General features: G+C 68.0%; 25 protein-coding genes. 18 read left to right on the top strand and 7 right to left on the bottom strand.

Going from position 1 to position 22,762, the window contains the following annotated elements; translation table 11 throughout:
• Positions 1 to 88 precede the first annotated feature (88 nt).
• The 3 genes from ACQ260_RS02725 to ACQ260_RS02715 are packed head-to-tail and all read left to right on the top strand — an operon-like array spanning position 89 to position 2,328.
• Positions 89 to 1,378, top strand: coding sequence for an amidase (locus ACQ260_RS02725; protein WP_432557860.1), 1,290 nt, complete (start codon positions 89 to 91; stop codon positions 1,376 to 1,378).
• Between the two features lie 46 nt (positions 1,379 to 1,424).
• Entirely contained in the window at positions 1,425 to 1,682 is a 258-nt protein-coding gene (locus ACQ260_RS02720; protein ID WP_432557859.1) for a hypothetical protein, read from the top strand.
• On the top strand, positions 1,666 to 2,328 hold the full coding sequence (locus ACQ260_RS02715; RefSeq protein ID WP_432557858.1) for a response regulator transcription factor: 663 nt from the start codon (positions 1,666 to 1,668) through the stop codon (positions 2,326 to 2,328). The genes ACQ260_RS02720 and ACQ260_RS02715 overlap by 17 nt, the downstream gene beginning before the upstream one ends.
• Before the next feature lie 12 nt (positions 2,329 to 2,340).
• On the opposite strand, the gene ACQ260_RS02710 is transcribed toward ACQ260_RS02715, so the two are convergent.
• The 6 genes from ACQ260_RS02710 to ACQ260_RS02685 form a co-directional block, all read right to left on the bottom strand.
• Positions 2,341 to 3,291, bottom strand: coding sequence for a PDR/VanB family oxidoreductase (locus tag ACQ260_RS02710; RefSeq protein WP_432557857.1), 951 nt, complete (start codon positions 3,289 to 3,291; stop codon positions 2,341 to 2,343).
• A 65-nt stretch (positions 3,292 to 3,356) separates the two neighbouring features.
• Positions 3,357 to 4,112, bottom strand: a complete 756-nt coding sequence (locus ACQ260_RS02705; protein ID WP_432557856.1) for an SDR family NAD(P)-dependent oxidoreductase — start codon at positions 4,110 to 4,112, stop codon at positions 3,357 to 3,359.
• A 70-nt stretch (positions 4,113 to 4,182) separates the two neighbouring features.
• Positions 4,183 to 4,686, bottom strand: a complete 504-nt coding sequence (locus ACQ260_RS02700) for an aromatic-ring-hydroxylating dioxygenase subunit beta (RefSeq protein WP_432557855.1) — start codon at positions 4,684 to 4,686, stop codon at positions 4,183 to 4,185.
• Positions 4,683 to 5,969 carry an aromatic ring-hydroxylating oxygenase subunit alpha gene (locus tag ACQ260_RS02695; protein WP_432557854.1) on the bottom strand — a complete coding sequence of 429 codons (1,287 nt, stop codon included), beginning with the start codon at positions 5,967 to 5,969 and terminating at the stop codon, positions 4,683 to 4,685. Before ACQ260_RS02695 ends, ACQ260_RS02700 begins: the two co-directional genes overlap by 4 nt.
• A 57-nt stretch (positions 5,970 to 6,026) precedes the next feature.
• Positions 6,027 to 6,392 carry a hypothetical protein gene (locus tag ACQ260_RS02690; protein WP_432557853.1) on the bottom strand — a complete coding sequence of 122 codons (366 nt, stop codon included), beginning with the start codon at positions 6,390 to 6,392 and terminating at the stop codon, positions 6,027 to 6,029.
• A gap of 60 nt (positions 6,393 to 6,452) precedes the next feature.
• Positions 6,453 to 7,625, bottom strand: coding sequence for an acyl-CoA dehydrogenase family protein (locus tag ACQ260_RS02685; protein WP_432557852.1), 1,173 nt, complete (start codon positions 7,623 to 7,625; stop codon positions 6,453 to 6,455).
• Positions 7,626 to 7,905: 280 nt separating this feature from the next.
• Between ACQ260_RS02685 and ACQ260_RS02680 the strand changes: the two genes are divergently transcribed.
• Both ACQ260_RS02680 and ACQ260_RS02675 read left to right on the top strand, forming a co-directional pair.
• The gene (locus ACQ260_RS02680) at positions 7,906 to 9,441 is read left to right on the top strand and encodes a PAS domain S-box protein (RefSeq protein WP_432558354.1); all 1,536 of its coding nucleotides are present in this window, start codon (positions 7,906 to 7,908) and stop codon (positions 9,439 to 9,441) included.
• Positions 9,442 to 10,444: 1,003 nt separating this feature from the next.
• The gene (locus tag ACQ260_RS02675) at positions 10,445 to 10,636 is read left to right on the top strand and encodes a hypothetical protein (RefSeq protein ID WP_432557851.1); all 192 of its coding nucleotides are present in this window, start codon (positions 10,445 to 10,447) and stop codon (positions 10,634 to 10,636) included.
• A gap of 55 nt (positions 10,637 to 10,691) precedes the next feature.
• Here ACQ260_RS02675 and ACQ260_RS02670 read toward each other — a convergent pair whose 3' ends face one another.
• The gene (locus ACQ260_RS02670) at positions 10,692 to 11,318 is read right to left on the bottom strand and encodes an ACT domain-containing protein (protein ID WP_432557850.1); all 627 of its coding nucleotides are present in this window, start codon (positions 11,316 to 11,318) and stop codon (positions 10,692 to 10,694) included.
• A 180-nt stretch (positions 11,319 to 11,498) separates the two neighbouring features.
• On the opposite strand from ACQ260_RS02670, the gene gatC reads away from it, so the two are divergent.
• The 13 genes from gatC (at position 11,499) to ACQ260_RS02605 (ending at position 22,703) form a co-directional block, all read left to right on the top strand.
• The gene (gene gatC / locus ACQ260_RS02665) at positions 11,499 to 11,795 is read left to right on the top strand and encodes an Asp-tRNA(Asn)/Glu-tRNA(Gln) amidotransferase subunit GatC (protein WP_432557849.1); all 297 of its coding nucleotides are present in this window, start codon (positions 11,499 to 11,501) and stop codon (positions 11,793 to 11,795) included.
• On the top strand, positions 11,792 to 13,303 hold the full coding sequence (gene gatA, locus ACQ260_RS02660; RefSeq protein ID WP_432557848.1) for an Asp-tRNA(Asn)/Glu-tRNA(Gln) amidotransferase subunit GatA: 1,512 nt from the start codon (positions 11,792 to 11,794) through the stop codon (positions 13,301 to 13,303). The genes gatC and gatA overlap by 4 nt, the downstream gene beginning before the upstream one ends.
• Positions 13,300 to 14,814, top strand: a complete 1,515-nt coding sequence (gatB, locus tag ACQ260_RS02655; RefSeq protein WP_432557847.1) for an Asp-tRNA(Asn)/Glu-tRNA(Gln) amidotransferase subunit GatB — start codon at positions 13,300 to 13,302, stop codon at positions 14,812 to 14,814. The genes gatA and gatB overlap by 4 nt, the downstream gene beginning before the upstream one ends.
• 25 nt (positions 14,815 to 14,839) lie before the next feature.
• Positions 14,840 to 15,475 (top strand): hypothetical protein, encoded by a 636-nt coding sequence (locus ACQ260_RS02650; protein ID WP_432557846.1) that lies wholly within the window; start codon positions 14,840 to 14,842, stop codon positions 15,473 to 15,475.
• Positions 15,476 to 15,567: 92 nt separating this feature from the next.
• A complete protein-coding gene (locus ACQ260_RS02645; protein WP_432557845.1) occupies positions 15,568 to 16,224 on the top strand; it encodes a TIGR03085 family metal-binding protein in 657 nt (218 codons plus the stop codon).
• 100 nt (positions 16,225 to 16,324) lie between these two features.
• The gene (gene hisI, locus ACQ260_RS02640; RefSeq protein ID WP_432557844.1) at positions 16,325 to 16,738 is read left to right on the top strand and encodes a phosphoribosyl-AMP cyclohydrolase; all 414 of its coding nucleotides are present in this window, start codon (positions 16,325 to 16,327) and stop codon (positions 16,736 to 16,738) included.
• Positions 16,735 to 18,276 (top strand): anthranilate synthase component I, encoded by a 1,542-nt coding sequence (locus ACQ260_RS02635; protein ID WP_432557843.1) that lies wholly within the window; start codon positions 16,735 to 16,737, stop codon positions 18,274 to 18,276. Before hisI ends, ACQ260_RS02635 begins: the two co-directional genes overlap by 4 nt.
• Positions 18,269 to 18,877: a Trp biosynthesis-associated membrane protein gene (locus ACQ260_RS02630; protein ID WP_432557842.1), complete on the top strand. Its 609-nt coding sequence runs from the start codon at positions 18,269 to 18,271 to the stop codon at positions 18,875 to 18,877. Before ACQ260_RS02635 ends, ACQ260_RS02630 begins: the two co-directional genes overlap by 8 nt.
• A 36-nt stretch (positions 18,878 to 18,913) precedes the next feature.
• The gene (locus ACQ260_RS02625; protein ID WP_432557841.1) at positions 18,914 to 19,147 is read left to right on the top strand and encodes an HGxxPAAW family protein; all 234 of its coding nucleotides are present in this window, start codon (positions 18,914 to 18,916) and stop codon (positions 19,145 to 19,147) included.
• Positions 19,147 to 19,929, top strand: a complete 783-nt coding sequence (gene trpC, locus ACQ260_RS02620; protein WP_432557840.1) for an indole-3-glycerol phosphate synthase TrpC — start codon at positions 19,147 to 19,149, stop codon at positions 19,927 to 19,929. Before ACQ260_RS02625 ends, trpC begins: the two co-directional genes overlap by 1 nt.
• A 37-nt stretch (positions 19,930 to 19,966) precedes the next feature.
• The gene (trpB, locus tag ACQ260_RS02615; RefSeq protein WP_432557839.1) at positions 19,967 to 21,211 is read left to right on the top strand and encodes a tryptophan synthase subunit beta; all 1,245 of its coding nucleotides are present in this window, start codon (positions 19,967 to 19,969) and stop codon (positions 21,209 to 21,211) included.
• Positions 21,208 to 22,020 carry a tryptophan synthase subunit alpha gene (gene trpA / locus ACQ260_RS02610; protein ID WP_432557838.1) on the top strand — a complete coding sequence of 271 codons (813 nt, stop codon included), beginning with the start codon at positions 21,208 to 21,210 and terminating at the stop codon, positions 22,018 to 22,020. The genes trpB and trpA overlap by 4 nt, the downstream gene beginning before the upstream one ends.
• 56 nt (positions 22,021 to 22,076) lie before the next feature.
• Positions 22,077 to 22,703: an SCO family protein gene (locus tag ACQ260_RS02605; RefSeq protein WP_432557837.1), complete on the top strand. Its 627-nt coding sequence runs from the start codon at positions 22,077 to 22,079 to the stop codon at positions 22,701 to 22,703.
• Positions 22,704 to 22,762 lie beyond the last annotated feature (59 nt).

The following is a 22,762-nucleotide window of genomic DNA, read 5'->3' as shown; positions in this document are numbered from 1 at the left end:
TCCGCCTAAGAAGACAGGGGAGAAACCTTTACCCGGACTGGCATCGGTTTGGCGACATCCGCGAGGATGGACCGCGAGGTGATCAACGTTGACGCAGGAATCCACGCTCGACCGTCCGCTGAACGAATTGGCCGCCGCGGTCACGGAGGGCCGGGCGACCGCCGCGGAGGTGCTCGCGGATGCGCGCAACCGCATCCAGCAGGGTGAGCCACGGGTTCACGCCTGGGTGGCGTTGGACCCGGGCGCCGATCGGTCGGCCGGAGAAGTTGACGCGGGTCGCCGTTCGGGGCCGCTGAGTGGCGTGCCGGTCGGGGTCAAGGACATCATCGACCTGGCCGGACTGCCGACTCGGTGCGGGAGCGACATCACCTCGGCCGAGCCGGTGGGCGCGTCGGCTGCGTGTGTCGAGTTGTTGCAGTCGCGCGGGGCCGTCGTCGTCGGCAAGACCGTCACGACCGAGTTCGCCTATTTCAAGCCGGGTCCCACCGAGAACCCAGCGGCGCCCGGCCACACCCCTGGCGGGTCCTCCAGCGGTTCGGCAGCAGCGGTCGCCGCGGGCATGGTCCCGCTGGCGTTGGGCAGTCAGACGGCCGGTTCGCTGACGCGGCCTGCGGCGTTCTGTGGTGTCGCGGGCATGGTGCTCACACGCGGGGCCGTCGACCTCGGCGGGATTACGGGGCTCAGCCCCTCGCTCGATTCGCTCGGGTTGCTGGCCCGGTCGGTCGAGGATCTCGCGTACGCCCAGGAGGCGCTCATCGGCGCCGGCGCCGGCGCCACGGGAAGCGGGCACATCCTCATCTGGCGTGGTTCCGATCTCGACACGGTCGCCCCCGCGATGGCTCAGGCGGTCGCGCTTGCCGAAGAACGCCTGGCCGAGGACATGCCCGGGGTTGGTCAGTTGGATTGGGACGATCACGTGCAGACCCTGGCGGCGGATCACGCGACGATCATGGCGTATGAGGCCTGCCGTGAACGTCCGGAGCTGCTGGGCCGGCTCGACGAGCTCAGCGCTCCTCTCGGCGAGTTGCTGCGCACAGGCCAGCGGGTCGTGAACGACGACTATCAGGCTGCGCTGATCCGCCGGGACCGGTCGATGGCCGAACTCGAGGTGTTGCTGCGGGACAGCGGGGTGATCGTCGGTCCCGCCGCCCTCGGCCCGGCGCCCGCGGGCCTGTCGGTGACCGGGTCCCCGGTCCTGAGTCGCCCGTGGCAGCTGTTGGGTCTCCCGGTGGTGACTGTCCCGGGCGTACGCTCTGGGGACGGCCGTCCACTGGGACTTCAGGTGATTGGCTTGCCCGGAGCCGAAGGCCGGGTGCTCGCCCAGGCGCGGCGCCTCGAACGGCTGATCGCAGGCACCCGCACAGAATCCGACGAGTGAGAGGGGAGCGAGACTCATGAAGCCGCGACCGACCGAACATCACCGGATGTTTTTGCAGTGTTATGAAGACACCCTCAACTATGGCTGGCATCACGTCGACCTGTTCGTCCACGACCGCCACGGGCGCGAGGTGAACTGGGTGCACTGGGGTGTCCCCAAGGACGGGCCGCAGGGTGCGGACGAGTCGATCGCCAAGCAGGAACCCGACTTGGAGCGCACGACGGACTGGCAGCACGGCGTCAGCCCGGCCGGGGTGCACTATTGGACCGCAGAGGCGCGCTGGCGGGATGTCGACGCGGCCTGACGGCGCGGGGTCCGTGCGCGCCCACCGCGAGACCGACGCCCATGTATATGTGGTTGATGACGACCCGGAACTGCTGGAGTCGGTCTCCTGGCTGCTGGACAGCATCGGCATCCGCGCGATCACGTGTGACTCGGCCGACGAATTCCTGGACCGGTATCGCGGCCAGCACCCCGCCTGCCTGATCCTCGACGTCCGGATGCCACGCATGAGCGGCACGCGGTTGCAGGAGATCCTGGTCGAGGAGCTGCCGCACGTGGCCGTGATCTTCGTGTCCGCGCACGGTGACATCAAGATGTCGGTCCGGGTGATGCAGCGGGGAGCGATCGATTTTCTCGAGAAGCCCTATGAACCCCAGCACCTGCTCGATGTCGTGCAGGCGGGGATCGTCACGGCCCGCGACCGTTGGCTCGCACACCGTGAACGCGCGGGTCTGCAGGCGAAGCTCGACACCCTGACCCCGCGCGAGCGTGAGATCCTCTGCCTGGTCGTCGAGGGTTTGCCGAGCCAGAACATTGCGCGGCGCCTCGGCATGAGCGTCAAGACCGTCGACGTGCACCGTGCCCGGATCAAGTCCAAGACCGACGCGGACTCGATCAACACCCTGGTGCGCGATGTCCTGCGGTTCGGGGCGTCGATCGAGTCCTGAGTCCGCTACTGATCAGTACCAGTCGAGGACGAGCCTCGGGGTCTTCGACCGGGAGACGCAGACCGCGATGGTTTCGTTCGCGGCCTTCTCAGCCTTCGTGAGGACGCTGTCGCGGTGCTCCGGGGTGCCCTCCAGCACGGAGAGGATGCAGGTGCCGCAGATGCCTTCCTGGCACGACACGTCCACCTCGATGTCGTGTTCGTGGAGGACCTCGACGATGCTCTTGTCAGGCGGGATCTGATAGGTCTCGTCCTCGAACTCGACCTCGAACGCCGTGTTCTCCGCCGCATCCGGCTGTTCGGCCGCCTGGAACGATTCCTGGTGGATCTTCTCGTCGGGCAGGAACTCATGGGCGATCCGGTCGACCAGTTCCATGAACGGGCCGGGTCCGCAGTGATAGACGTGGCTGCCCGTGGGCATGGCCGCCATCGTGGCACGAAGCCGCGGCTCGTGCTCGTCGGCGGCGATGCCGAGATGTGCGTGGAGCTTCTCCGGGCACCGTTCCTGGAGGAGCGGCAAGAAGGCTGCCTCCTCGGAGCTGCGTGCGTAGTAGTGGAGCTCGAAGCTGTAGCCATGCACATCGAGCCACCGCGCCATGGACAGCATCGGGGTGACTCCGATGCCGGCTGCCATCAGCACGTGGTGATCCGCGCTCAGGTCGACACCCATGAGGTTGCGCGGCTCGCTGATCTGGAGCACGTCGCCCACTGCGAGCTCGTGCAGGGCGCTTGAGCCGCCCCGGCCCTTGTCCTCGCGCTTGACGGCGACGGTATAGGAGTTGGGGTCGTCCGGAGTGCTGCACAGGGAGTATTGCCGCGTGACCGCGGTAGGCCCGACCACGTCGACGTGCGCGCCCGCCTGATAGGTGCCCAGCGGTTTGCCGTCCACGCGCTCGAAGCGAAAGGACTTGATGGTGGGGGTCTCGTCGACGATCTCGACGACCTTGACGTCGATCATCTTCATGGCTGGGTCTTTCTCGGGTCGATTCGGTGGATGGAGAGCGTACGCCCGGCCGCGCCGGTCAATGCTCAGCGGACGTAGAGGCCGCCGTTGACATCCCAGCAGGCCCCGGTGACGAAACCGGCGCGTTCGGAGGCCAGCAGGGCGACAACATCGCCGATGAACGCCGGGTCGCCGAAATGGCCGACCGGGATGGTGGCGCGGACGGCGTCGAGCTTCTCGGCGGGAACGGTGCGGTGGATGATCGGCAGGTCGTGCGGCCCCGGCGAGATCGCGTTGACGGTCACGCCCCTGCTCGCGAGCTCACGGGCGAACACCTTGGTGAGCGTGAGAATGGCGCCCTTGGAGGCCGCATAGTGACCGCCGGTCGCGGTGCCGCCGTTCTGCCCCGCCAGCGACGCCATGTTGATGATGCGGCCGAAGCCGGCCTCCGCCATCGCCGCGCCGAACACCTGGCAGCCCAGGAAAATGGCGCTGGTGTTGACATCGAGCACCTTGGAGAAGTCTTCGGCGCTGAGCGTCATGAGATCGGCGGCCTGGGTCACAGCGGCGTTGTTGACCATGATGGTCGGCGTACCCCAACGGTCCGTCACCGCCGCGAGCGCGGCCTCGAAGTCGGCCCGCCGGGACACGTCGAGACGCAGACCTGCGCTGCGCTCACCACGTGGGTCGAGGTCGCGAGCGAGAGCGTCGGCGGCCTCGGGGTCCAGGTCGGTGACCAGGACGCGGTGGCCGTCCGCGAACAGGCGGCGGACGATCTGCTCGCCCATCCCGCCCGCGGCACCGGTGACGACGGCTGTTCCGGGCGTCGGGGACTGACTCATCGGGATCTCCTTGGGGCTCTTCGATGCGGTGACGCGGCGCCGGGAACGATCTCCGGCGCCGCGCGGTGGGTCACAGCAGATAGCCGGACGCGGTGACGGCGTCCTCGCTGTTGAGGAGGCGAATCACCTTGGTCGCGATCCGGTCACCGTCGCCACCCAGGGCAATGGTGAATGTCACTTCTCCTGCGTTGGTCTGGAACCGGTTGCGCTTGTAGGCGACCACGGTCTGATTCGCCTTCAGGGTCACCTCGTCGTCGGTGACCGACGTCGGCCGGAAGTTCGAGACCGTCCGGATCGTCCGGGCGGCGGCAACCGCCGACGGGCTGAAGCCCTGCATCATCCGCTCCACGCGCATGCGGCGCATGCGGTCGTCGTCAAAGACCATGTTGAGTGATGCGGCGAAGTCCTCCGTGTCCGGGTCGATCGGGATGACATAGATCGCCTCGGGGGTATAGAGCTCCTGCCACGCCAGATAGTCCTTGGCGTCCAGCAGGGCGGCCTCGTGCCAGATCAGGGTGATCGCGCGCTGCACGCGCTCGTCCCCGAGCCAGTTGGTGGGGGTCTGCTCGCTCACTTCTCGTCCTCCGCGCTCATCATCTTCTTCCACTGGGCATAGGCCTCGCGCATGCCGGTTTCGTCGGTCACGTGGGAGGTCGGCCACCCCTCGGGGCTGGTGACCTCACGGTTGAGACCGCGGTTGACCATGATCGGCATGGCCGGATCGGCGCCCGCGCCGATCTGCACCCGGTCCCACCCCTCGGCGTCATCCGGGGAACCGAATCCGAACGGGCCCTGGAAGTGCTCGTGGATGCGCAGCCGCTCCTGGTTCACGTATTCCGGGCCGCCCTCCATCCCGAGCGCCATGTGCCAGATCTCGGTTTCGTTCACAGAAATCGGGATGAGCACGCGGAAGAAGGCGGAGGACATGGCGACGTTCGGGAACGTGTTGAGGTTGAACCCGCAGCCGTGCATCGAGCGCATCATGCGGCGGATCTCGGCCTCCGAATAGCCGTCGGACTCCAACTGCTCGACCAGGTGATGGAACCGCGGCTGGATCTCCTCGGTCCCGTCGTCGATGTCGAGGTCCATGTGCGCGGTGGCCATGATCGCGACGCTGTGCCCGTTGCCGAGGTTGTGGGTGACCGCCTCGGGGTCGTTCATGAACGACATCATGTCGGCGGTTTCCTCGTCGACCGAGGTCATCCAGGACTTGTGGACCATCGGGAAGTGATAGCCGTCGGTGGTGTTCTCGAGCTGGATCTTCCAGTTGCCGTTGAAGCGGAACTTGTGCGTGCCGATGACCTTCGTCGGATAGCCGTTGGTCTGCTTGAAGAAGCGCTCCATCCAGAGCTTGGCGTCGCCGAGGAAGTCCTCCAGCGGCTCCGCGTCGGCATTGAATGTCGCCCAGATCATGCCGAGATAGGACTCCGTGCGGAGCTTGCCCAGCGGGAAGTCGGCCTTGTCGAGGATGTCCTCGTAGCCCTCGGGGTAGGGCACACCGCGCAGCTTGCCGTCGAGTCCGTAGGACCAGTTGTGGTAAGGACAGGTGAAGCCGTTGGCCTTCCCGTTCGGCTGGTCACAGACCGTGGCTCCGCGGTGGCGGCAGCGGTTGAGCAGCGTGTTGAAGTTGCCCTTGCGGTCACGCACGACGATGACGGGCTGCTGGCCGACGAAGGTGGTCTTGAACGAGCCGGCCTGGGGGATCTCGCTCTCGTGGGCGACCCACACCCAGGACTTGTAGAAGATCTTCTGCATTTCCTCTTCGAAGATCTCGGGGTCGGTATAGAGGCGGCCCTCGACCCGGTCATCGGTGACGAGGTCGGCGGACCTGGTGGTGTCCGCGGCGTTGGTGGACATGTTCCTCCTTGTGGTTGTCCGGCTCACCGCCGGACCCGGATCACGGGATGCGTGCGGTCAGTCGGTCTTCACGTCGGGACGGATGGTGAGGGCACGTCCCATGCGCGCCTCGACCTTGGCGTACCGCCACAGCGCGTAGGTCTCGTCGACCATCGTCGTCCGGAACAGGTTGCAGGCGGCCTTGACGGTCTCCTGATCGACAACATCCGCGAGGACATAGCAGGTCCAGGGCCAGCCGTCGGAGGGACCGACCATGTGCGAGTCGTCGTCCATGTTGCCGAGCACGGTGACGCCATCCATGTCTTCCATGTCGGCCATCATCTGGGCGAAGGCCTTCCAGACCGTGCCGATCTCCGCCTTGGGCAGGTCGAAGAAGTTCTGGTTGATGCCCATGCAGAAGAGCACGCGCAGTGGTTCAGCCATGTGGATTCCTTTCGGGGGCCCGTGGTGGGGGATCTTGGGGGTACGCGCGGTCGCGCTGGCTCAGGGGAAGCTCGGAATCGTGACCTGGGCGCCCAGCAGCACCGCACCCGTGGCCTCGATCGTGTTGGTCTGCAGCATGGCGTGCTGGGCCGGCACAAGGCCGTCCTGCAGATAGCGCTGCAGCGGGTGGTTGCGATAGATCGCGCCGGTGCCGGCCAAGTCGAAGCACGTGAGAATCGCTTCGCGGCACACATGTGCAAGGTTTGACGTGGCCAGCCGGAGGATCGCCGCGGTCTCGGGGCTGATCTCGGCGTCGGCCTCGGCCAACGCCCACACCCGCTCGGTCTCGTCATAGAAGAAGGCGCGGGCGGAGCGAACCTTGGCCTCGGCTTGGGCGAGCCCCATCTGATAGGTGCCGCGGTCGCCCTTCTTCTGGCCACCGGTGATGGACGATCCGGCTGCGCCCACTTCGCGGGTGTAGTCGAGAGCCGCCCGGGCCGCTCCGAGCGAGGTGACGGACAGGACCTGTGCGGCATAGGCGACACCCGGATAGCGGTTCAGCGGCTCGTCGATCTTGGGCTCGCCGCCGCGGATGAAGGTCCATTCCTTGGGGACGAACGCCTTGTCCAGGACGAGCTCGTTGGAGCCCGTTGCGCGCATGCCGGACACATCCCAGTTGGTGACGATCTCGACCTGATCGGCGGGAAACACCGCGGTGACCGGCTTGCCCTTGGCCTCCGGGCCGCCCTTGAGCCCGACGCCGATCAGATCGGCGCCAGCGCACCCGGACCCGAACAGCCACTTGCCGGTGCACAAGTAGCCGCCCTCGACCTCCTCGGCCTCCTGCATGGGGAAGTGCCCACCGGCGTACACAAGATCCGGCCCGTCCGCATAGATCTCCTCCTGGGTCTCGACGGGCAGCGCGGAGAAGTACTGCAGCGCAGAACCGAAGCTCGCGACCCAGCCGGTCGCCGGATCGATCTCCGAGATGGCCTCGATGCGCTCGAGGAAGCGTGCCGGATTGATGGCGTCACCGCCGAACCGCTTGGGGGTTGAAGCGCGGAAGAGGCCGGCCTTCTTGAGCAGGTCGATGTAGTCCCGGGGCACGAACCCCTGGTCGTTGAACTCGTCCCGGCGCTCCTTGAGCACCTCGAGGGCGTCTGCAAACGCGGCTTCCCGTGCTGGGCCCTCCGGTTCGGCACTCACTCGCTTCTTCGCGGTCGGTGCGGTCATGGTCCCTCCGGTGACTCGATGATGATTGATTCCACCGTAGGAATTCGGCCCCGCAGCCACCATTGGAACTTCCCCGGAGCGTGGTAAAGAAATCACCTAGACCGGGTCGAGCCGTGCTCTGTGTCGCGTCCGGTCAGGTCCGGTGTGGAGATCCAGTGGCGCGGTTCGCCGAGACGCTTCGACAATAAAGAAATCCCCACTGGCCACTGCAGGGCTGCAACCGAGACCATGACTCCACGACCCGAGGCTCGGGACTGCAGAGGAGGGTGTCGTGTTCCCCATGGCGGACGACTTCCGGGCGATGACCATGCTCACGGAGACCGGCATCCTCATCCATGACGCCGACACCAAGACCATCCGCTGGGCGAATCCCGCGGCTTGCCGGATGTTCGGGTTCTCACTCGCCGAGTTGCGCCCCCTCAAAGCCCACCACATGAGCGCGCAGGAGAAGCAGTTTCGACGCGAGCTCGGCGTGGGGTGGCTGCAGGAGGCAGTCGAGAAGGGGGTTGCCCGGCGGGCCTGGAAATATCGGTCGAAGGACGGCAAGGACTTCCTCACCGACGCGGTGGCCCGGCTGGTGCAGTTCGCGGAGGGTCCCATGGTCATGGTCCAGTTCCGCAACATCAGCCAAGAGGTCGAACTCCAGCAGGAGCTGAGCCGCACGAGCGACTATCTGTCCCGGATCATGGTGCAGGCTTCGGCAGCCATTCTCCTGCTCGACGATCAACAGCGCGTCGCGGACGCATCCGAGTTCGTGAGTCGGCTGCTGGACCGCGACCCCGACGAGCTCATCGGCAAGCGGCTGGAGGATCTGGGCAAGGTCACGTTCCTCAACCCCGACCGGGCCGCGCTGCCGACGGACGCGGCGGTCTCCGACGAACCCGAGGAACCGATCGAGATGATCCTTGAGGTGCAGCGGTCGGATCGCTCGAGGATGTGGTTGTCCGCGATGCACGAGCGGGTGGCGCACGACGGCATCAGCTCCACGACCGTGATCCTGCGGGACATCACCACCAAGGTGGAGATGCAGCGTGAGAACGAATTGCAGCAGGCTCACTTGCAGTACCTCGCTCGCTACAACGCCATGGGCGATATGGCGATGACGCTGGCGCACGAGCTCGGCCAGCCACTCGCGGCGGCCACCAATTTCCTCAGCGGCTTGAAGGGGCGGCTGGAATCGGGACGCCTGGAGCCGGCTGACATTCGGTATGGGCTCGACAAGGCCCGGCACCAGTTGGACCGCACGGCGGAGATCGTCGCCAGCGTGCGCCGCTATGTGCAGCGGATCGAGAGCACCGCGGCGCCCGAGGACCTGAACGCGATTTTGCGCGAGAGCCTCTATTTCTGTGAACTCCGGGCAGCGGAGAAAGGGATCGAGGTCACCTCGGACTTTGCGGACGGGCCGCTGCCGATCACCGGCGAGCACATCCTCATCGGGCAGGCGATCATCAATTTCTGCTTCAACGCGATCGACGAGGCGGCGCTCGAATGCACCGCCGAGAAGCATGTGCACGTGCGCTCGTTCGCCGACGGCGACTGGGTCTGCGTGTCGGTGACCGACTGGGGTCGGGGCTTGGCCCGGGCCCAGGCGGGCAGCACGCGAGGGCCGATGGCCACCACGAGCAGCCGCATGCAGATGAACGCATTCTCGAGCAAACAGGACGGTGCCGGCATCGGGCTGGTCTTGTCCCAGCGCATCGTCGAGCGGCACCAAGGCGAGGTCATCGTCGAAGACAACCTGTTCAGCGGCACCATCGTGACCGTCCGTCTGCCCCGCTTCCACTCATTCGACAACGAGGCCCGCGCGGGGAGTTAGCGGGCAGCCGGGGAGTTGGAGCCGGCGCAGGAGTTGGGGCCGAGTGCACGGGTTGGGCCAGTGCACGGGTTGGGGGTCACTGCACGGGTTGAAGGTGGTTCTGGCTCCGTTCCGGTCGCCTGCACCGTCGTGCGCTTCGGGGTCCTGTCCATGCCTGTGCGCAAGGACGCGGCGGCCGTGGTCGGGGGAGCACACCGAAGGGTCCGGACGGGAACGTGTCGGCCACGAAGCTGCGGCCCCGTTGCAGCCCAGATGCTGGGGTGTGCGGCACTTGCTCGCTGACTGTCCGACATCAGCGTCGACTGTGCAACATCAGCGTCGACTCTGCATCCTGGAAGTCACTTTGCTGCATGCATGCGTGTCACCAAGTCGGTTTCGTGGTGCGAGGTGGCTGGTGGTGCTGCGAGGTGGCTGGTGGCGGTGGCTGGTGCTCCGGGGTGTGCGGCACTTGCTCGCCAACTGTGCAACATGAGCGTCGACTGTGCAACATGAGCGTCGACTGTGCAACATCAGCGTCGACTCTGCATCCTGGAAATCACTTTGCTGCATGCATGCGTGTCACCAAGTCGGTTTCGTGGTGCGAGGTGGCTGGTGGTGCTGCGAGGTGGCTGGCGGCAATGGCTGGTGCTCCGGGGTGGCTCGCCCCGAGGTGTCTGGTTCCGCAAGGTGGCTATTGGTGCTGCGAGGTGGCTGGTGGATATGGCTGGTGCGGCGAGGTATCTCGTGTTCAAGCCGACGCCCAGGTGTTGGTCTTGCCCCCAACCGTTCACTTCGGTGCTGCCGAGCCCAGGACTAGGCTCGCAACATGTCCGACCAGCCCACCGCGACACCGACCCCGGGGGTCGCGCCAACACCGGAGGTCGCAGCGACCGCGCCAGCTGCAGCAACCCCCGCATCAGCAAAGCCCGCATCAGCAAAGCCCGCATCAGCAGCGCCCGCACCAGCACCGCCCGCACCAGCACCACCCGCCGCCGGGCTGGCCGGTGAACGCAAGAAGACCTCCGTGTGGTCGAACCTCAACCTCAACGGGCCGGTCCCGGCGCGGGTGCGGCCATCGATCGGGGAGTGGGGTCCGACGGGTCTGCCGAGCACCAAGCAGAAGAAGCGTGGCCGATGGTTGGCGCCCGTTTTCTTCACGCTCGCGTTGGCCGTGGTCGTGCTGGTCGGATGGTATTTCTGGCTGCAGTTCCGGTGAACAACCAGCCCTGCGGCCGCCCGCGCGCCTCGAACGTGACCGAGTCGCCCTCGAGTCAGGCCATGCTGATGAGCGTGGCCAGATAGCGCAGCCGCGCCATCTCGGCGGCGAGGAAGTCAGGCCCACCGTGGCGGCCGGCCACCACCGCTCGGTCGCTGCCGACCGGGATGACCCCGATCACGGTCTCGACCCATTCCGGCACCCAACCGGCGGGCAGGTCCGCTGTCCGGCACTCGTCCAGAGCGCCGATCTTGTCCAGTGCGGCCGAGTCGAGGTCCGGCGCCAACGGCGTGGCATGGACGACCTGACCGGCCGACGCATCCACCAGAACGGCCCAATGACAATGGAACACCGGGGGAGCGGCCTCGGTGAGGATCTCAGCGGCATTGTCGGGGTCGGCAAGCATGCGCTCGAGCACCTCGACGTCGGATTCGAGGCCGGCACCGCCCGGATAGCGGGAGCACCACAGCACCTGCACGCCCGGAGAGCTGGTGCACGCGCTCACGGCGGAGTCCGGCATCATGCCGACCGGCAGGTTCACGATGAAGTCGTCGACCACCCGGCCGAACTCCCGGCCCACGATCTCGACGGCTTGGATGTCGGCCCCGGCATTGCCGAGCGCGCTGGCAACCGCACCCAACGCACCGGGACGGTCTGGCAACGACACTCTGATGAGGAACACGTCGTCATTTTGTCCCAAGGACTGTCGACAATCCAACGGTCCCACGCCGGGCATCGAGTCGACACAAGGTTGTAACCTCCGGCCGCCGGCGCCTCCGTCCGTCGCGCTGGCGGTGGGCGAGCGCGGCACTACGATGGGCGGGCGTGCGCGGAACCGCACATGGCGCGAAGGAGAACGAACGTGGCTTTGACGGTGTCGGAGGTGGCCAAGCTGGGACAGCTGGCCCGGATCGAGCTGAGCGAGGACGAACTCTCCCGCTTGGCGCCCCAGCTGGAGGTGATCCTGGAGGCAGTGGCGCAGGTGTCCATGCTGGACACGACGGATGTGCCGCCGACATCCCATCCGGAGCCGCTCACCAACGTTTTCCGGCCCGACGTGCTGGAGCCGTCGCTGCCTCGCGAGCAGGCACTCGCGATGGCGCCGGCCGCCGAGGATGACCGCTTCCGGGTCCCTCGCATCCTGGGGGAGGAAGCATGACCAGCGACATCCTCCGCTCGACCGCGGTCGAACTGGCCGACCAGATCGCTTCGGGCGAGCGGTCGGCCGAGGAGATCGCCCGTGCCCACCTCGACCAGATCGCAGCGGTTGATTCATCGGTGAACGCGTTCCTTCACGTCGGGGCGGACACGGCGCTCGAGATGGCGCGCCGCGTCGACGCGAAACGCGCCGCCGGTGCGGAATTAGGCCCGTTGGCCGGTGTCCCGCTGGCGCTCAAGGACGTTTTCACCTGGACCGAGGGGCCCACGACGGCGGGCTCGCGCATGTTGGAGGGATGGGTGTCGCCCTACAACGCGACCGTCACCCAGCGCCTCCTCGACGCCGACCTCGTCATCCTCGGCAAGACGAACCTCGACGAGTTCGCGATGGGCTCGTCGACGGAGAACTCTGCCTTCGGCCCCACCCGCAACCCGTGGTCTCTCGACCGGATCCCCGGCGGTTCCGGGGGCGGCTCGGCTGCGGCGCTGGCTGCGTTCGAGGCGCCGTTGGCCATCGGTTCCGACACCGGCGGCTCGATTCGCCAGCCCGGCGCGGTGACCGGCACCGTGGGGGTCAAGCCGACCTATGGCGGCACCTCACGTTTCGGCCAGATCGCCTTGGCCTCATCGCTCGATCAGCCCGGGCCCTGCGCCCGCACGGTCCTCGACGCGGCGCTGCTCCACCGGATCATCGCCGGGCATGACCCGCGCGATGCCACCTCCATCGATGCGCCCGTGCCGGATGTGGTCGCTGCGGCGCAATCCGGTGATGTCGCGGGCCTGCGGGTGGGCGTGGTGAAGGAGCTGGGCGGTGAGGGATACGCGGCTGGTGTCGAGCAGGTCTTCGCCGAGACCGTGGCCCTGCTGGAGTCGCTGGGCGCCGAGGTGGTCGAGGTGTCGTGCCCGCATTTCGAGTACGCCCTCGCTGCCTATTACCTGATCCATCCTGCGGAGGCATCCTCCAACCTGGCCCGCTTCGACGCCATGCGCTATGGCCTGCGCGCCGGTGACGACGGGGTCCGCTCGGCGGACGAGGTCATGAGCTACACCCGCGGCCAGGGTCTGGGCGATGAGGTGAAGCGACGCATCATCATCGGCACCTACGCGCTGTCGGCGGGCTACTACGACGCCTACTACGGGTCGGCGCAGAAGATCCGCACCCTGATCCAGCGCGACTTCAACCAAGCGTTCGAGCGGGCCGACGTGCTGGTGTCACCGACCGCCCCGACGACTGCCTTCAAGCTGGGGGAGCGGATCAACGATCCGCTGGCCATGTACAAGAACGATCTCTGCACGATCCCGTCCAATCTGGCCGGAAACGCGTCGGCCTCGTTCCCGGCCGGGCTGTCCCCCGACGACGGCCTGCCGGTCGGGTTCCATGTGATGGCACCGGCGATGAAGGACGACCGGCTCTATCGCGTCGGCGCCGCGCTGGAGCGGTCGTTGCAGCAGACCTGGGGCGGCTCCCTGCTGGACCGCATCCCCACGCTCGAAGGGAGCCTCGCGTGACCACAGGACCGACTGCGGCGTACGCCACCCTCGTCAACTTCGACGACGCCATCGACCGCTATGACCCGGTGCTCGGCCTCGAGGTGCACGTCGAGCTCAACACCCGGTCCAAGATGTTCTGCGGCTGCTCGACCGAATTCGGTGCCGAGCCCAACACCCAGACCTGCCCGGTGTGTCTGGGGTTGCCCGGCTCGATGCCGGTGGCGAACGCGAAGGCGATCGAATCGGCGATCCGGATCGGCCTCGCGCTGAACTGCGAGATCGCCGAGTGGTGCCGGTTCGCCCGGAAGAACTATTTCTATCCCGACATGCCGAAGAACTATCAGATCTCGCAGTACGACGAACCGATCGCCTTCAACGGCTGGATCGACGTCGACGTCGACGGCGAGATCTTCCGCGTCGAGATCGAGCGGGCCCACATGGAGGAAGACACCGGCAAGTCGACCCACCGCGGTGGTGTCACCGGCCGCATCCACGGTGCGGACTATTCGCTGCTGGACTACAACCGGTGTGGCGTACCGCTCATCGAAATCGTCACCCGCCCCATCGAGGGGGCCGGGGAGAAGGCACCGCAGGTCGCGAAGGCATACGTGGGTGCGATCCGCGATCTCATGAAAGCGCTCGATGTGTCCGACGCGCGGATGGAGCGCGGCAACGTGCGTTGCGACGCGAACGTTTCGCTGCGGGTGAGTGCCGACCTGCCGTTCGGGACGCGGACCGAGACCAAGAACGTCAACTCGCTGCGTTCGGTCGAGGGCGCCGTGCGGCACGAGATCATGCGACAGGCCGGCGTGCTCGATGCCGGTGGGACGATCGTGCAGGAGACGCGGCACTGGCACGAGGACACGCAGGGCACGACCTCGGGGCGGCCCAAGGAGACGGCGGAGGACTATCGCTATTTCCCCGAGCCGGACCTGGTCCCGGTCGCGCCGAGCCGGGATTGGGTCGAGGAACTGCGAGCGACGTTGCCGGAGCCGCCGGCCGAGCGGCTCAAGCGGTTGACGAGTGAATGGGGTTTCTCCGAGCGCGAGTTCGGCGATGTCGTCGCGGCGGATGCGGTCGGTTTGGTGGACGAGACGGTACGCGCCGGGTGCGCGCCGCAGGCGGCGCGCAAGTGGTGGCTGTCGGAGCTCGCGCGGCGCGCGAACGAGGCCGGCGTCGCGCTGGCCGAGGTCGGCGTGACGCCCGTGCAGGTGGCTGCGGTGCAGGCCTTGGTGGACGACGGCGTCGTCAACGACAAGCTGGCACGGCAGGTGTTCGATGGGGTGTTGGCCGGTGAGGGCGAGCCGGCCGACGTCGTCGAGAAGCGGGGCCTGGTCGTGGTGTCCGACGACGGGGCGCTGTCGGCCGCGGTGGATGCTGCGATCGCCGCCAACCCTGACGTCGCCGAGCGGATCCGCGGTGGCAAGGTTCAGGCGGCCGGCGCGTTGATCGGAGCCGTCATGAAGGAGATGAAGGGCCAGGCGGATGCGGCTCGGGTGCGAGAACTGATCCTCGCCAAACTGACCTGAGTGGTCGGGACGGGGATAGCCAGCCATGGCGGACAAGGCGACGGGGGCGTCGGCCGGGAGCGCGCGGAGCGATCGGAACCTGCCGAGGGGCGAGCCGACCGCGGTCGAACCGCGGCCGGGTGATGACCATCGGGCCCCGAAGCCGCGGCGCAACACGCTCGGCTATCGCTGGCTGCTGGTGGCGCTGATCCTGCTGTTGGTGCCGGTGGCCGTGATCAGCGTTCGCCAGGCGACCGACCGCACCGAGGCCGGCCGGATCGCGACCCACCCTCCGGCGGACCTGTTTGCCAAGCCGTTGGAGGGGACGTGGTTGCCCGGGGAGGTGGGGGACCGCACGCTGACCCGCCGCGAGGACGGCCCGATCCTCCCGCACGGCCAGCACGACAGCGTCGACTATCTGTCCGGCGATGGGACCGACCCCATGCGCGTCGTGCTCGTCGAGGGACGCGTAACGTCCCAGTCCGACTACGAAGCCGCGTCCGGGCTCCGCGACATCCGGCGCTTCGACCGCTTCAGCTGTGGCTGGACCGACCGGCTGGGTCAGTGTGTCGGGCTGCTGCGCGGCGGCTATCTCGTCACGATCGCCATGGATCCCGCCACCGGGATCGACTTGCTCGCGGAGTTCAGCAACGAGCTCTATGAGGCGTTGCCCGAACCCTGAGGCGGGCGGCCGCAGCGGGAGAGGGGTGGGCCAGGCCGAGACGGACCACCTCAGGAGTCTCGCGCCCGGTGTCCCGTGTGTAGTCTGCCGATGTGAAATTCGCGAAGTCCGAACGAGCCGCGCTGTGCGACGCGCTGGAGTTGGCCGGCCCCGAGGCCCCTACCCTGTGCGGCGATTGGACCACTCACGATCTCGCAGCACACCTCTGGATCCGAGAGACCGACCCGCTCGGCGCCCCGGGCATCGTGGCCAAGCCGCTCGCCGGTCTCACCGAGCGGCGGATGAGTGAAACCAAGGCGCGGTGGTCGTTCCACGAGCTGGTTGAGCGAGTGCGCAGGGGACCGGCGCGCCTTTCGGTGTTCGCGTTTCCCGGTGTCGACGAAGAGGCGAACACGGTGGAGTTCTTCGTTCACCACGAGGACGTGCGCCGCGCGGGGGATGCCCCGGCCGCTCCACGAGAGCTTCCCGATGAGGTCGAGGACTGGATGTGGCGCCGGATGAAGCTCATGGGCCGCGCGCTCTTTCGTCGCGCCGAGGTCGGCGTGGTGCTCGAACGGGAGCGATCGGCCGGCGCGGCGGGGCAGCCGGACACCGTTCGGGTCATGGCCGGCGGTGAGATCGTCACGATCATCGGCCAACCGTCGGAATTGATGATCTATGCCTCCGGGCGCCAGGCACACAGCCACGTCCGTCTCGTCGGTGACGAGGCCGCTCTCGCACGGCTGGCGACGACCGAACTGGACATGTGAACGGGACGACCCCCTGACACAGCTCCGACAATCCTGCGGTTCCCGACCGTTCTGAGTTCCGTGGAATGGCGATCCCGGCAGAAACTGTCAGACTGGCGCGGTGACCGACAGCGAGAAGCCCACCCCCGACCAGCTCGATCCCGAGGTGGCCGCCCTGCTCAAACGCACGGCGGCCGGATTGGTGCCTGCCATCGTGCAGGACGCGACGAGCGGGCAGGTGCTGATGATGGCGTGGATGAACGACGAAGCTCTCCAACTCACCCTCACGACCGGCCGCGGCACCTATTGGTCGCGCAGCCGCCAGAAGTTGTGGATCAAGGGTGAGGAGTCCGGCCACGTGCAGGCGGTGCGCGAGGTCCGACTCGACTGTGACGGAGACACCCTGTTGGTGAAGGTCGACCAGACCGGGCCCGCGTGTCACCTCAACACCACCAGCTGTTTCGATGCCCACCTGCTCCTCGCCGCGGCGGGCGAGCCGGGGACCGAGCCCACGTCGAAGGAGGACGCGCGGTGAACCCGGTCGTCGTCCCATCCCTCGACGAGTTCCGCACGTTGGCCGAGGACCGCCGGGTCATCACGGTGGCCACGCGCGTGGTCAGCGACGCCGACACTCCCGTCAGCCTCTATCACCGTCTCGCCGAGTCCCGGCCCGGCACGTTCCTGTTGGAGTCCGTCGAGCACGGCGTGCGGTCCCGGTGGTCCTTCATCGGCGTGCGTGCGGCGGCGACCCTGACCAGTCGCGACGGTCAGGCGGTCTGGGACGGCAACGCGCCCGTCGGCCTGCCCGCGGCCGGCGGTGAGGGCGGCGACCCGCTGGACGCCCTGCGGCAGTCGTTGGATCTGCTCATCTCCGGCGAACCCCAGCCCGGCCTGCCGCCGCTGACCTCGGGTTTCGTGGGCTATCTCGGCTATGACATCGTCCGCCGCCTGGAGCGCCTGCCCGAGGACACGATCGACGATCTCGGCCTGCCCGAGCTCGCCATGTTGCTGGTGAGCGACCTGGCGGCGATCGATCACGAGACCGGCGAGGTGTGGTTGCTCGCCAACGCGATCAACTTCGATGCGACGGACGAGCCGGTCGACCAGGCGTACGCCGACGCCGTCGCGCGCGTCGAGCAGATGGTGGCGGACCTGGCCCGACCGGCCGCCCCGCTCGCCCGGGTCCGGACCGCCGCAGCCGCCCATCTCGACGACCGGGTCCGTCGGCAACGCACCAGCGCGGAGTTCGAGGACTGCGTCCGTGCGGCGATCGCGGACATCGAGGCCGGCGAGGCGTTCCAGATCGTGGTCTCCCAACGTTTCGAGATCCGTGACGCGGCAGACGCCTTCGAGGTCTATCGCCGCCTGCGGTTGGTCAACCCGAGCCCGTATCTCTTCCTCGTCCGCCTCGACGGCTTCGACATCGTCGGGTCCTCCCCGGAAGCACTGGTCACCGTGCGGGGCGGTCAGGCCGAGACCCATCCCATCGCGGGCACCCGCCCGCGCGGCGCCGACGCCGCAGAGGACGCCGCCCTGGAGGCGGAGTTGCTGGCCGACGAGAAGGAACGTGCCGAGCACCTCATGCTGGTCGACCTGGGGCGCAACGACCTGGGTCGGGTCTGCGTGCCGGGCAGCGTGGAGGTGGTGGAGTTCATGAAGGTACGCCGCTATTCGCACGTCATGCACCTCGAAGCCGCCGTCACCGGTGTCCTCGCGCCGGGGCAGACCGCATTGGACGCCACCCTCGCCTGCTTCCCGGCGGGCACCCTCTCCGGGGCGCCCAAGGTCCGGGCGATGGAGATCATCGAGCGGCTCGAGCGCACCCGCCGGGGCGTCTATGGCGGCGTCGTCGGCTGGTTCGACTTCAACGGTGACTCCGACACCGCCATCGCCATCCGCAGCACGCTGATCAAGGACGGCACCGCGTTCGTCCAGGCCGGGGCCGGGATCGTCGCCGACTCCGTGCCGGCCACCGAGGACACCGAATGCCGCAACAAGGCGGCCGCGGTGCTGCGCGCGATCGTTGCGGCCGACGGCCTCACCAGCCTCACCGAGACAGCTGCACATGTCTGATCGGGTGCGGAACTCGGCACGCGAGCGGGGCGCGGCCTTCGGACTGCTGGCGCTCGCCAGTCTCGTCGGTCTGCTGCTCGCGACGCAGAACTGGTGGACCCATCCGGCGGTCACCACCGGCACCACCGGCAACGATGCGACCGCCTCCCTGGCCGGGGTGCTGGCCGGCGCGGCGGCTGCCGGCACCGGGCTCGCGGCGCTGTCCGGCCGCCGCGCCCGCACGGTCCTCGGCGTCCTGCTCGTCGCCCTCGGCATCGGGATGGTGGTGGTCGCGGCGACCGCCGGCGTGAGTGCTGTCGACCTGACGTCCGGCCCGGGTTTCGTGCCCGGCAACGAAGAACTGGCGCCGACCGGACTGCGCTGGTTCTATCTCGCCTGCGGTGTGTTGGTCGTCGGTGGGGCGAGCGTGCTCAGCGCCCGAGCCGGACGCTGGCCTGCGCGGCGCGACAGGTACGCACGCATCGCCGCCCGCAGCACCACCACGGCCGAGGACGACGCCGCGGACGTCTGGAAAGCCATGGACGCGGGCTTCGACCCCACGGAAATCAGGGGCCCGGAAGGCGATCCGAGTGGCAGGAAGCGATCCGATCAGGGAGAATGACGCGAAGCCGCTTGAGCCTGCCTGAAAGAGGGATCGATGAATCGTCGCCGCACCACTGTCAAGGAGATCCATCACGGCCGCACCGCTGCGGCGTGGACGGGCTCGATCATGGCCCTCATCGGAGCAATCATCCTCACGATCGCCTTCCTCTCGGGCCCAGGTGACTTCCCGTCCATCAACATCCCGATCGCCATCGTCGGCGGCATCGTGTTCGCTCTCTCGCCGATCGTCGGCGGCATCATGAACAAGATGGGTCTCGGGCAGGACTGATGACCGTTCTCGACGACATCATCGTCGGGGTTCGGGAGGATCTCGCCGCCCGCCAGCGGGCGGTGTCGGTCGCGCAGCTTGCCGAACGGGTCGCCGCGCTGCCGGCTCCCCGTGATCCCCGCGCGGATTTCCGTTCCCCCGGCGTGCGCCTGATCGCCGAAGTGAAGCGGTCCAGCCCCTCCAAGGGTCAGCTCGCAACGATCGGTGACCCCGCCGGTCTTGCGGCGGCGTACGCTGCCGGCGGCGCCTCCGCCATCTCCGTGCTCACCGAGGAACGCCGCTTCAACGGGTCGCTCGCCGACCTAGTCGCCGTCCGTGAGCGGGTCGACGTGCCCGTCCTCCGCAAGGACTTCGTGGTGACCGACTATCAGATCCTGGAGGCCCGGGCGAACGGCGCCGACTTGATCCTGCTGATCGTCGCCGCGCTGGACGACACGCAGTTGGCGGACCTGCTGGCGTACGCCACGGAGCTCGGCCTCACCGCCCTGGTCGAGGCTCACACCCAGGCCGAGGTGGCCCGCGCTCTCGCGGTGGGCGCCGATGTGCTGGGGGTGAACAACCGCGACCTGAAAACCCTCGAGGTCGACCGGTCCAACTTCGCGCGGCTCGCGGCCGACATTCCCGACGGGGTCATCAAGGTGGCCGAGTCCGGCGTCCGCACGCCGGCCGACGTGGCCGCGTTCGCCGCGGCCGGCGCCGATGTGGCCCTCGTCGGCGAAGCACTCGTCACCGGTGCGGATCCTGCCGACGCGGTGAGCGCCATGCTTGCTGCAGGTCGCTGATCTGCCGCACCCATCCCAACACCCCCCTGGAGACACCGTGGAATCCCGAGTCCTGCCCGACCCGACCGGTCATTTCGACCGGTTCGGAGGCAAATTCGTGCCCGAGGCGCTGTACGCCGCCCTGGCTCAGCTCGAACAGGCCTTCGAGGAGGCCCGCAACGACCAGGCGTTCGCTGCGGAGCTCGGTCGGTTGCACACGGAGTATGTCGGGCGGCCGAGCCCCATCACGGAGGTGCCGCGGTTCTCGACCCACGCCGGCAACGCCCGCATCGTGCTCAAGCGCGAGGACCTCAACCACACCGGTTCGCACAAGATCAACAACGTGCTGGGCCAGGCGCTGCTGACCAAGCGGATGGGCAAGACCCGGCTGATCGCGGAGACCGGCGCCGGCCAGCACGGCGTCGCCACCGCGACCGCCGCGGCGCTCTTCGGGATGGAATGCCGGGTCTATATGGGCCAGGTCGACACGGACCGGCAGGCGCTCAACGTCGCCCGCATGCAGATGCTCGGCGCGGAAGTGGTGGCGGTCACCTCAGGGTCGCAGACGCTGAAGGACGCGATGAACGAGGCGCTGCGCGACTGGGTCGCCTCGGTCGACGACACGCACTATCTCATCGGCTCGGTGGGCGGCCCGCACCCGTTCCCGCTGATCGTCCGCGAGTTCCAGCGGATCATCTCGACCGAAGCCCGCCATCAGATGCAGGCGCGCTTCGGTCGGCTCCCTGATTTCGTGGCCGCGTGTGTGGGCGGCGGCTCCAACGCGATGGGCATCTTCTCCGACTTCATCCCGGATCCCGATGTCCAACTCTTCGGTTTCGAGGCCGGAGGCGAGGGTCTCGACACCGGTCGGCATGCCGCGACCATCTCGGAGGGCCGCATGGGCGTGCTGCACGGCATGCGCACCTTTGTCCTGCAGGACGAGGACGGCCAGACCAAGGACTCCCACTCGATCTCCGCCGGCCTCGACTATCCGGGTGTCGGGCCCGAGCACGCCTGGCTGGCGGACACGGGCCGGGCCCGCTATGAGGCGGTCACCGACGCCGAGGCGATGGAAGCACTCAAGCTGCTCACCCAGACCGAGGGGATCATGCCGGCCATCGAGTCGGCCCACGCGCTGGCCGGGGCGCTGCGCCTCGGCCAGCGGGTCGCCGAGAGCGACCCCGCGGCGGAACCGCTGATCCTGGTCAGCCTCTCCGGTCGCGGTGACAAGGACGTGGAGACGGCGATCAGGTGGTTCGGCCTGGACGGCAGCGCCGACATGACGACAGGCGACGAGGAATGAGTTTCGACACCGGCAGGTCCGGGGCAGCGCTCACCGCTGCCAAGGCGGAGGGCCGGGCGGCCCTCATCGGCTTCATGCACGTCGGTTATCCGGACGTGCCGACCTCCCTCGAGGCGCTCCGGGCCATGGCCCGCGTGTGCGACATCGTCGAGATCGGCCTGCCCTATTCCGACCCGGTCATGGACGGCCCGGTGATCCAGCGCACCGGGACCGCGGCACTCGCGCGCGGTGTGCGCACGAAGGATGCCCTCGCCGCAGCCGAAGCCGTGAGCGGAGCCGGGGGACGGGCGGTCGTGATGACCTATTGGAACCTGGTCGAGCGCTATGGGGTCGACCGGTTCGCCCGGGACTTCGCCAATGCCGGTGGATGCGGCCTGATCACGCCCGACCTGACCCCCGATGAAGCCGGCGAATGGCTGGCGGCCTCCGACGCGCACGGTCTCGACCGCATCTTCCTGGTCGCCCCGTCGTCCACCGAGGAGCGGATCGCCAAGACCGTCGACGCCTGCCGCGGCTGGGTCTATGCGACCGCCGTCATGGGCGTCACCGGAGCGCGGACCGAGTCCTCGAAGCTGGCTCCAGAACTGGTGCGCCGGATCCGCGCTCTTCGCCCGGACGTGCCGATCGGCATCGGCCTGGGCGTGTCGAACGGGGCGCAGGCCCGCGAGATCGCGCAGTTCGCCGATGGCGTCATCGTGGGATCGGCGCTCGTGCGGACCATGATCGCCGCGGAGGACGCCGGCACGCCCGCCGACCTGACCGAATTGCAGCAGGTGCTCGACGATCTCGCGGCCGGCGTTCGAGGCTGATTCCGCTTCCCCTTGCCCGCGCTCATTAGGCTGGCGGGAGGTCGGAGGGAGTGTCCGTGCGCCGCTGCTTGATCGCGCTGGCCCTGCTGGGGGCAGTCCTCGTGGTCGGCTGCATGTCGCCGAGGTCACAGGGTGCGGTCGCGCCCAAGGCGCCGGAGGCCACACCCGGCTATCACGGGGCGTGGCAGGACCGTCCGTTCGTCATGCCCGACCTCACGCTGACCGATACCTCCGGACAACGCTTCAACCTGCGGAAGAGCCCGAGCAGTTCGGTCACCCTGGTCTTTTTCGGTTATCGCGAGTGTCCCAACGTGTGCGGCGACGTGCTGACCGGACTGGCCGGAGCGCTGGAGCGCGTGCCGATGGACGTTCACGATGACGTCACCGTGCTGGTGATCGACATCACGCCGGACCCCGCCCCCGCCCACCAGGCGCAGTTGCGGTCGTGGCTGGACCGGTTCGACCGTGACTTCGTGGGGTTGACGCCACCCGCCGACGAGGTCCCCGCGCTCGCCGCCGAGCTGGGTGTGGAGATCCACCGAGACCCCGACGGGATGCTGCTGCACGGCGACCAGATCGTGGCGTTCGACCGCGACGACAACGGCGTGCTGGTCTGGACCTCCGAGGTCCCCGTCAACCACGTGGCGGACGATCTGGCTCTGCTGGTGGCACGCCAACGGTGATCACCGGGAACTCGCCCGAGCGGGACACGTGCGCGACAACCCGGGCCGACATGGGTCAA

The sequence above is a fragment of the Ammonicoccus luteus genome, from assembly GCF_050880385.1.
Lineage (GTDB): Bacteria > Actinomycetota > Actinomycetes > Propionibacteriales > Propionibacteriaceae > Enemella.
Note: the sequence above shows the minus strand (reverse complement) of the source record. Positions and strands in the feature narration are given on the sequence as shown.

Coding starts and splice junctions, on each gene's coding strand:
- ACQ260_RS02720 (WP_432557859.1), top strand. CDS start 1,425: ATGTTTTTGCAGTGTTATGAAGACACCCTCAACTATGGCTGGCATCAC.
- ACQ260_RS02715 (WP_432557858.1), top strand. CDS start 1,666: ATGTCGACGCGGCCTGACGGCGCGGGGTCCGTGCGCGCCCACCGCGAG.
- ACQ260_RS02710 (WP_432557857.1), bottom strand. CDS start 3,291: ATGAAGATGATCGACGTCAAGGTCGTCGAGATCGTCGACGAGACCCCC.
- ACQ260_RS02705 (WP_432557856.1), bottom strand. CDS start 4,112: ATGAGTCAGTCCCCGACGCCCGGAACAGCCGTCGTCACCGGTGCCGCG.
- ACQ260_RS02695 (WP_432557854.1), bottom strand. CDS start 5,969: ATGTCCACCAACGCCGCGGACACCACCAGGTCCGCCGACCTCGTCACC.
- ACQ260_RS02690 (WP_432557853.1), bottom strand. CDS start 6,392: ATGGCTGAACCACTGCGCGTGCTCTTCTGCATGGGCATCAACCAGAAC.
- ACQ260_RS02685 (WP_432557852.1), bottom strand. CDS start 7,625: ATGACCGCACCGACCGCGAAGAAGCGAGTGAGTGCCGAACCGGAGGGC.
- ACQ260_RS02680 (WP_432558354.1), top strand. CDS start 7,906: ATGGCGGACGACTTCCGGGCGATGACCATGCTCACGGAGACCGGCATC.
- gatA (WP_432557848.1), top strand. CDS start 11,792: ATGACCAGCGACATCCTCCGCTCGACCGCGGTCGAACTGGCCGACCAG.
- ACQ260_RS02650 (WP_432557846.1), top strand. CDS start 14,840: ATGGCGGACAAGGCGACGGGGGCGTCGGCCGGGAGCGCGCGGAGCGAT.
- ACQ260_RS02630 (WP_432557842.1), top strand. CDS start 18,269: ATGTCTGATCGGGTGCGGAACTCGGCACGCGAGCGGGGCGCGGCCTTC.
- ACQ260_RS02625 (WP_432557841.1), top strand. CDS start 18,914: ATGAATCGTCGCCGCACCACTGTCAAGGAGATCCATCACGGCCGCACC.
- trpC (WP_432557840.1), top strand. CDS start 19,147: ATGACCGTTCTCGACGACATCATCGTCGGGGTTCGGGAGGATCTCGCC.
- trpA (WP_432557838.1), top strand. CDS start 21,208: ATGAGTTTCGACACCGGCAGGTCCGGGGCAGCGCTCACCGCTGCCAAG.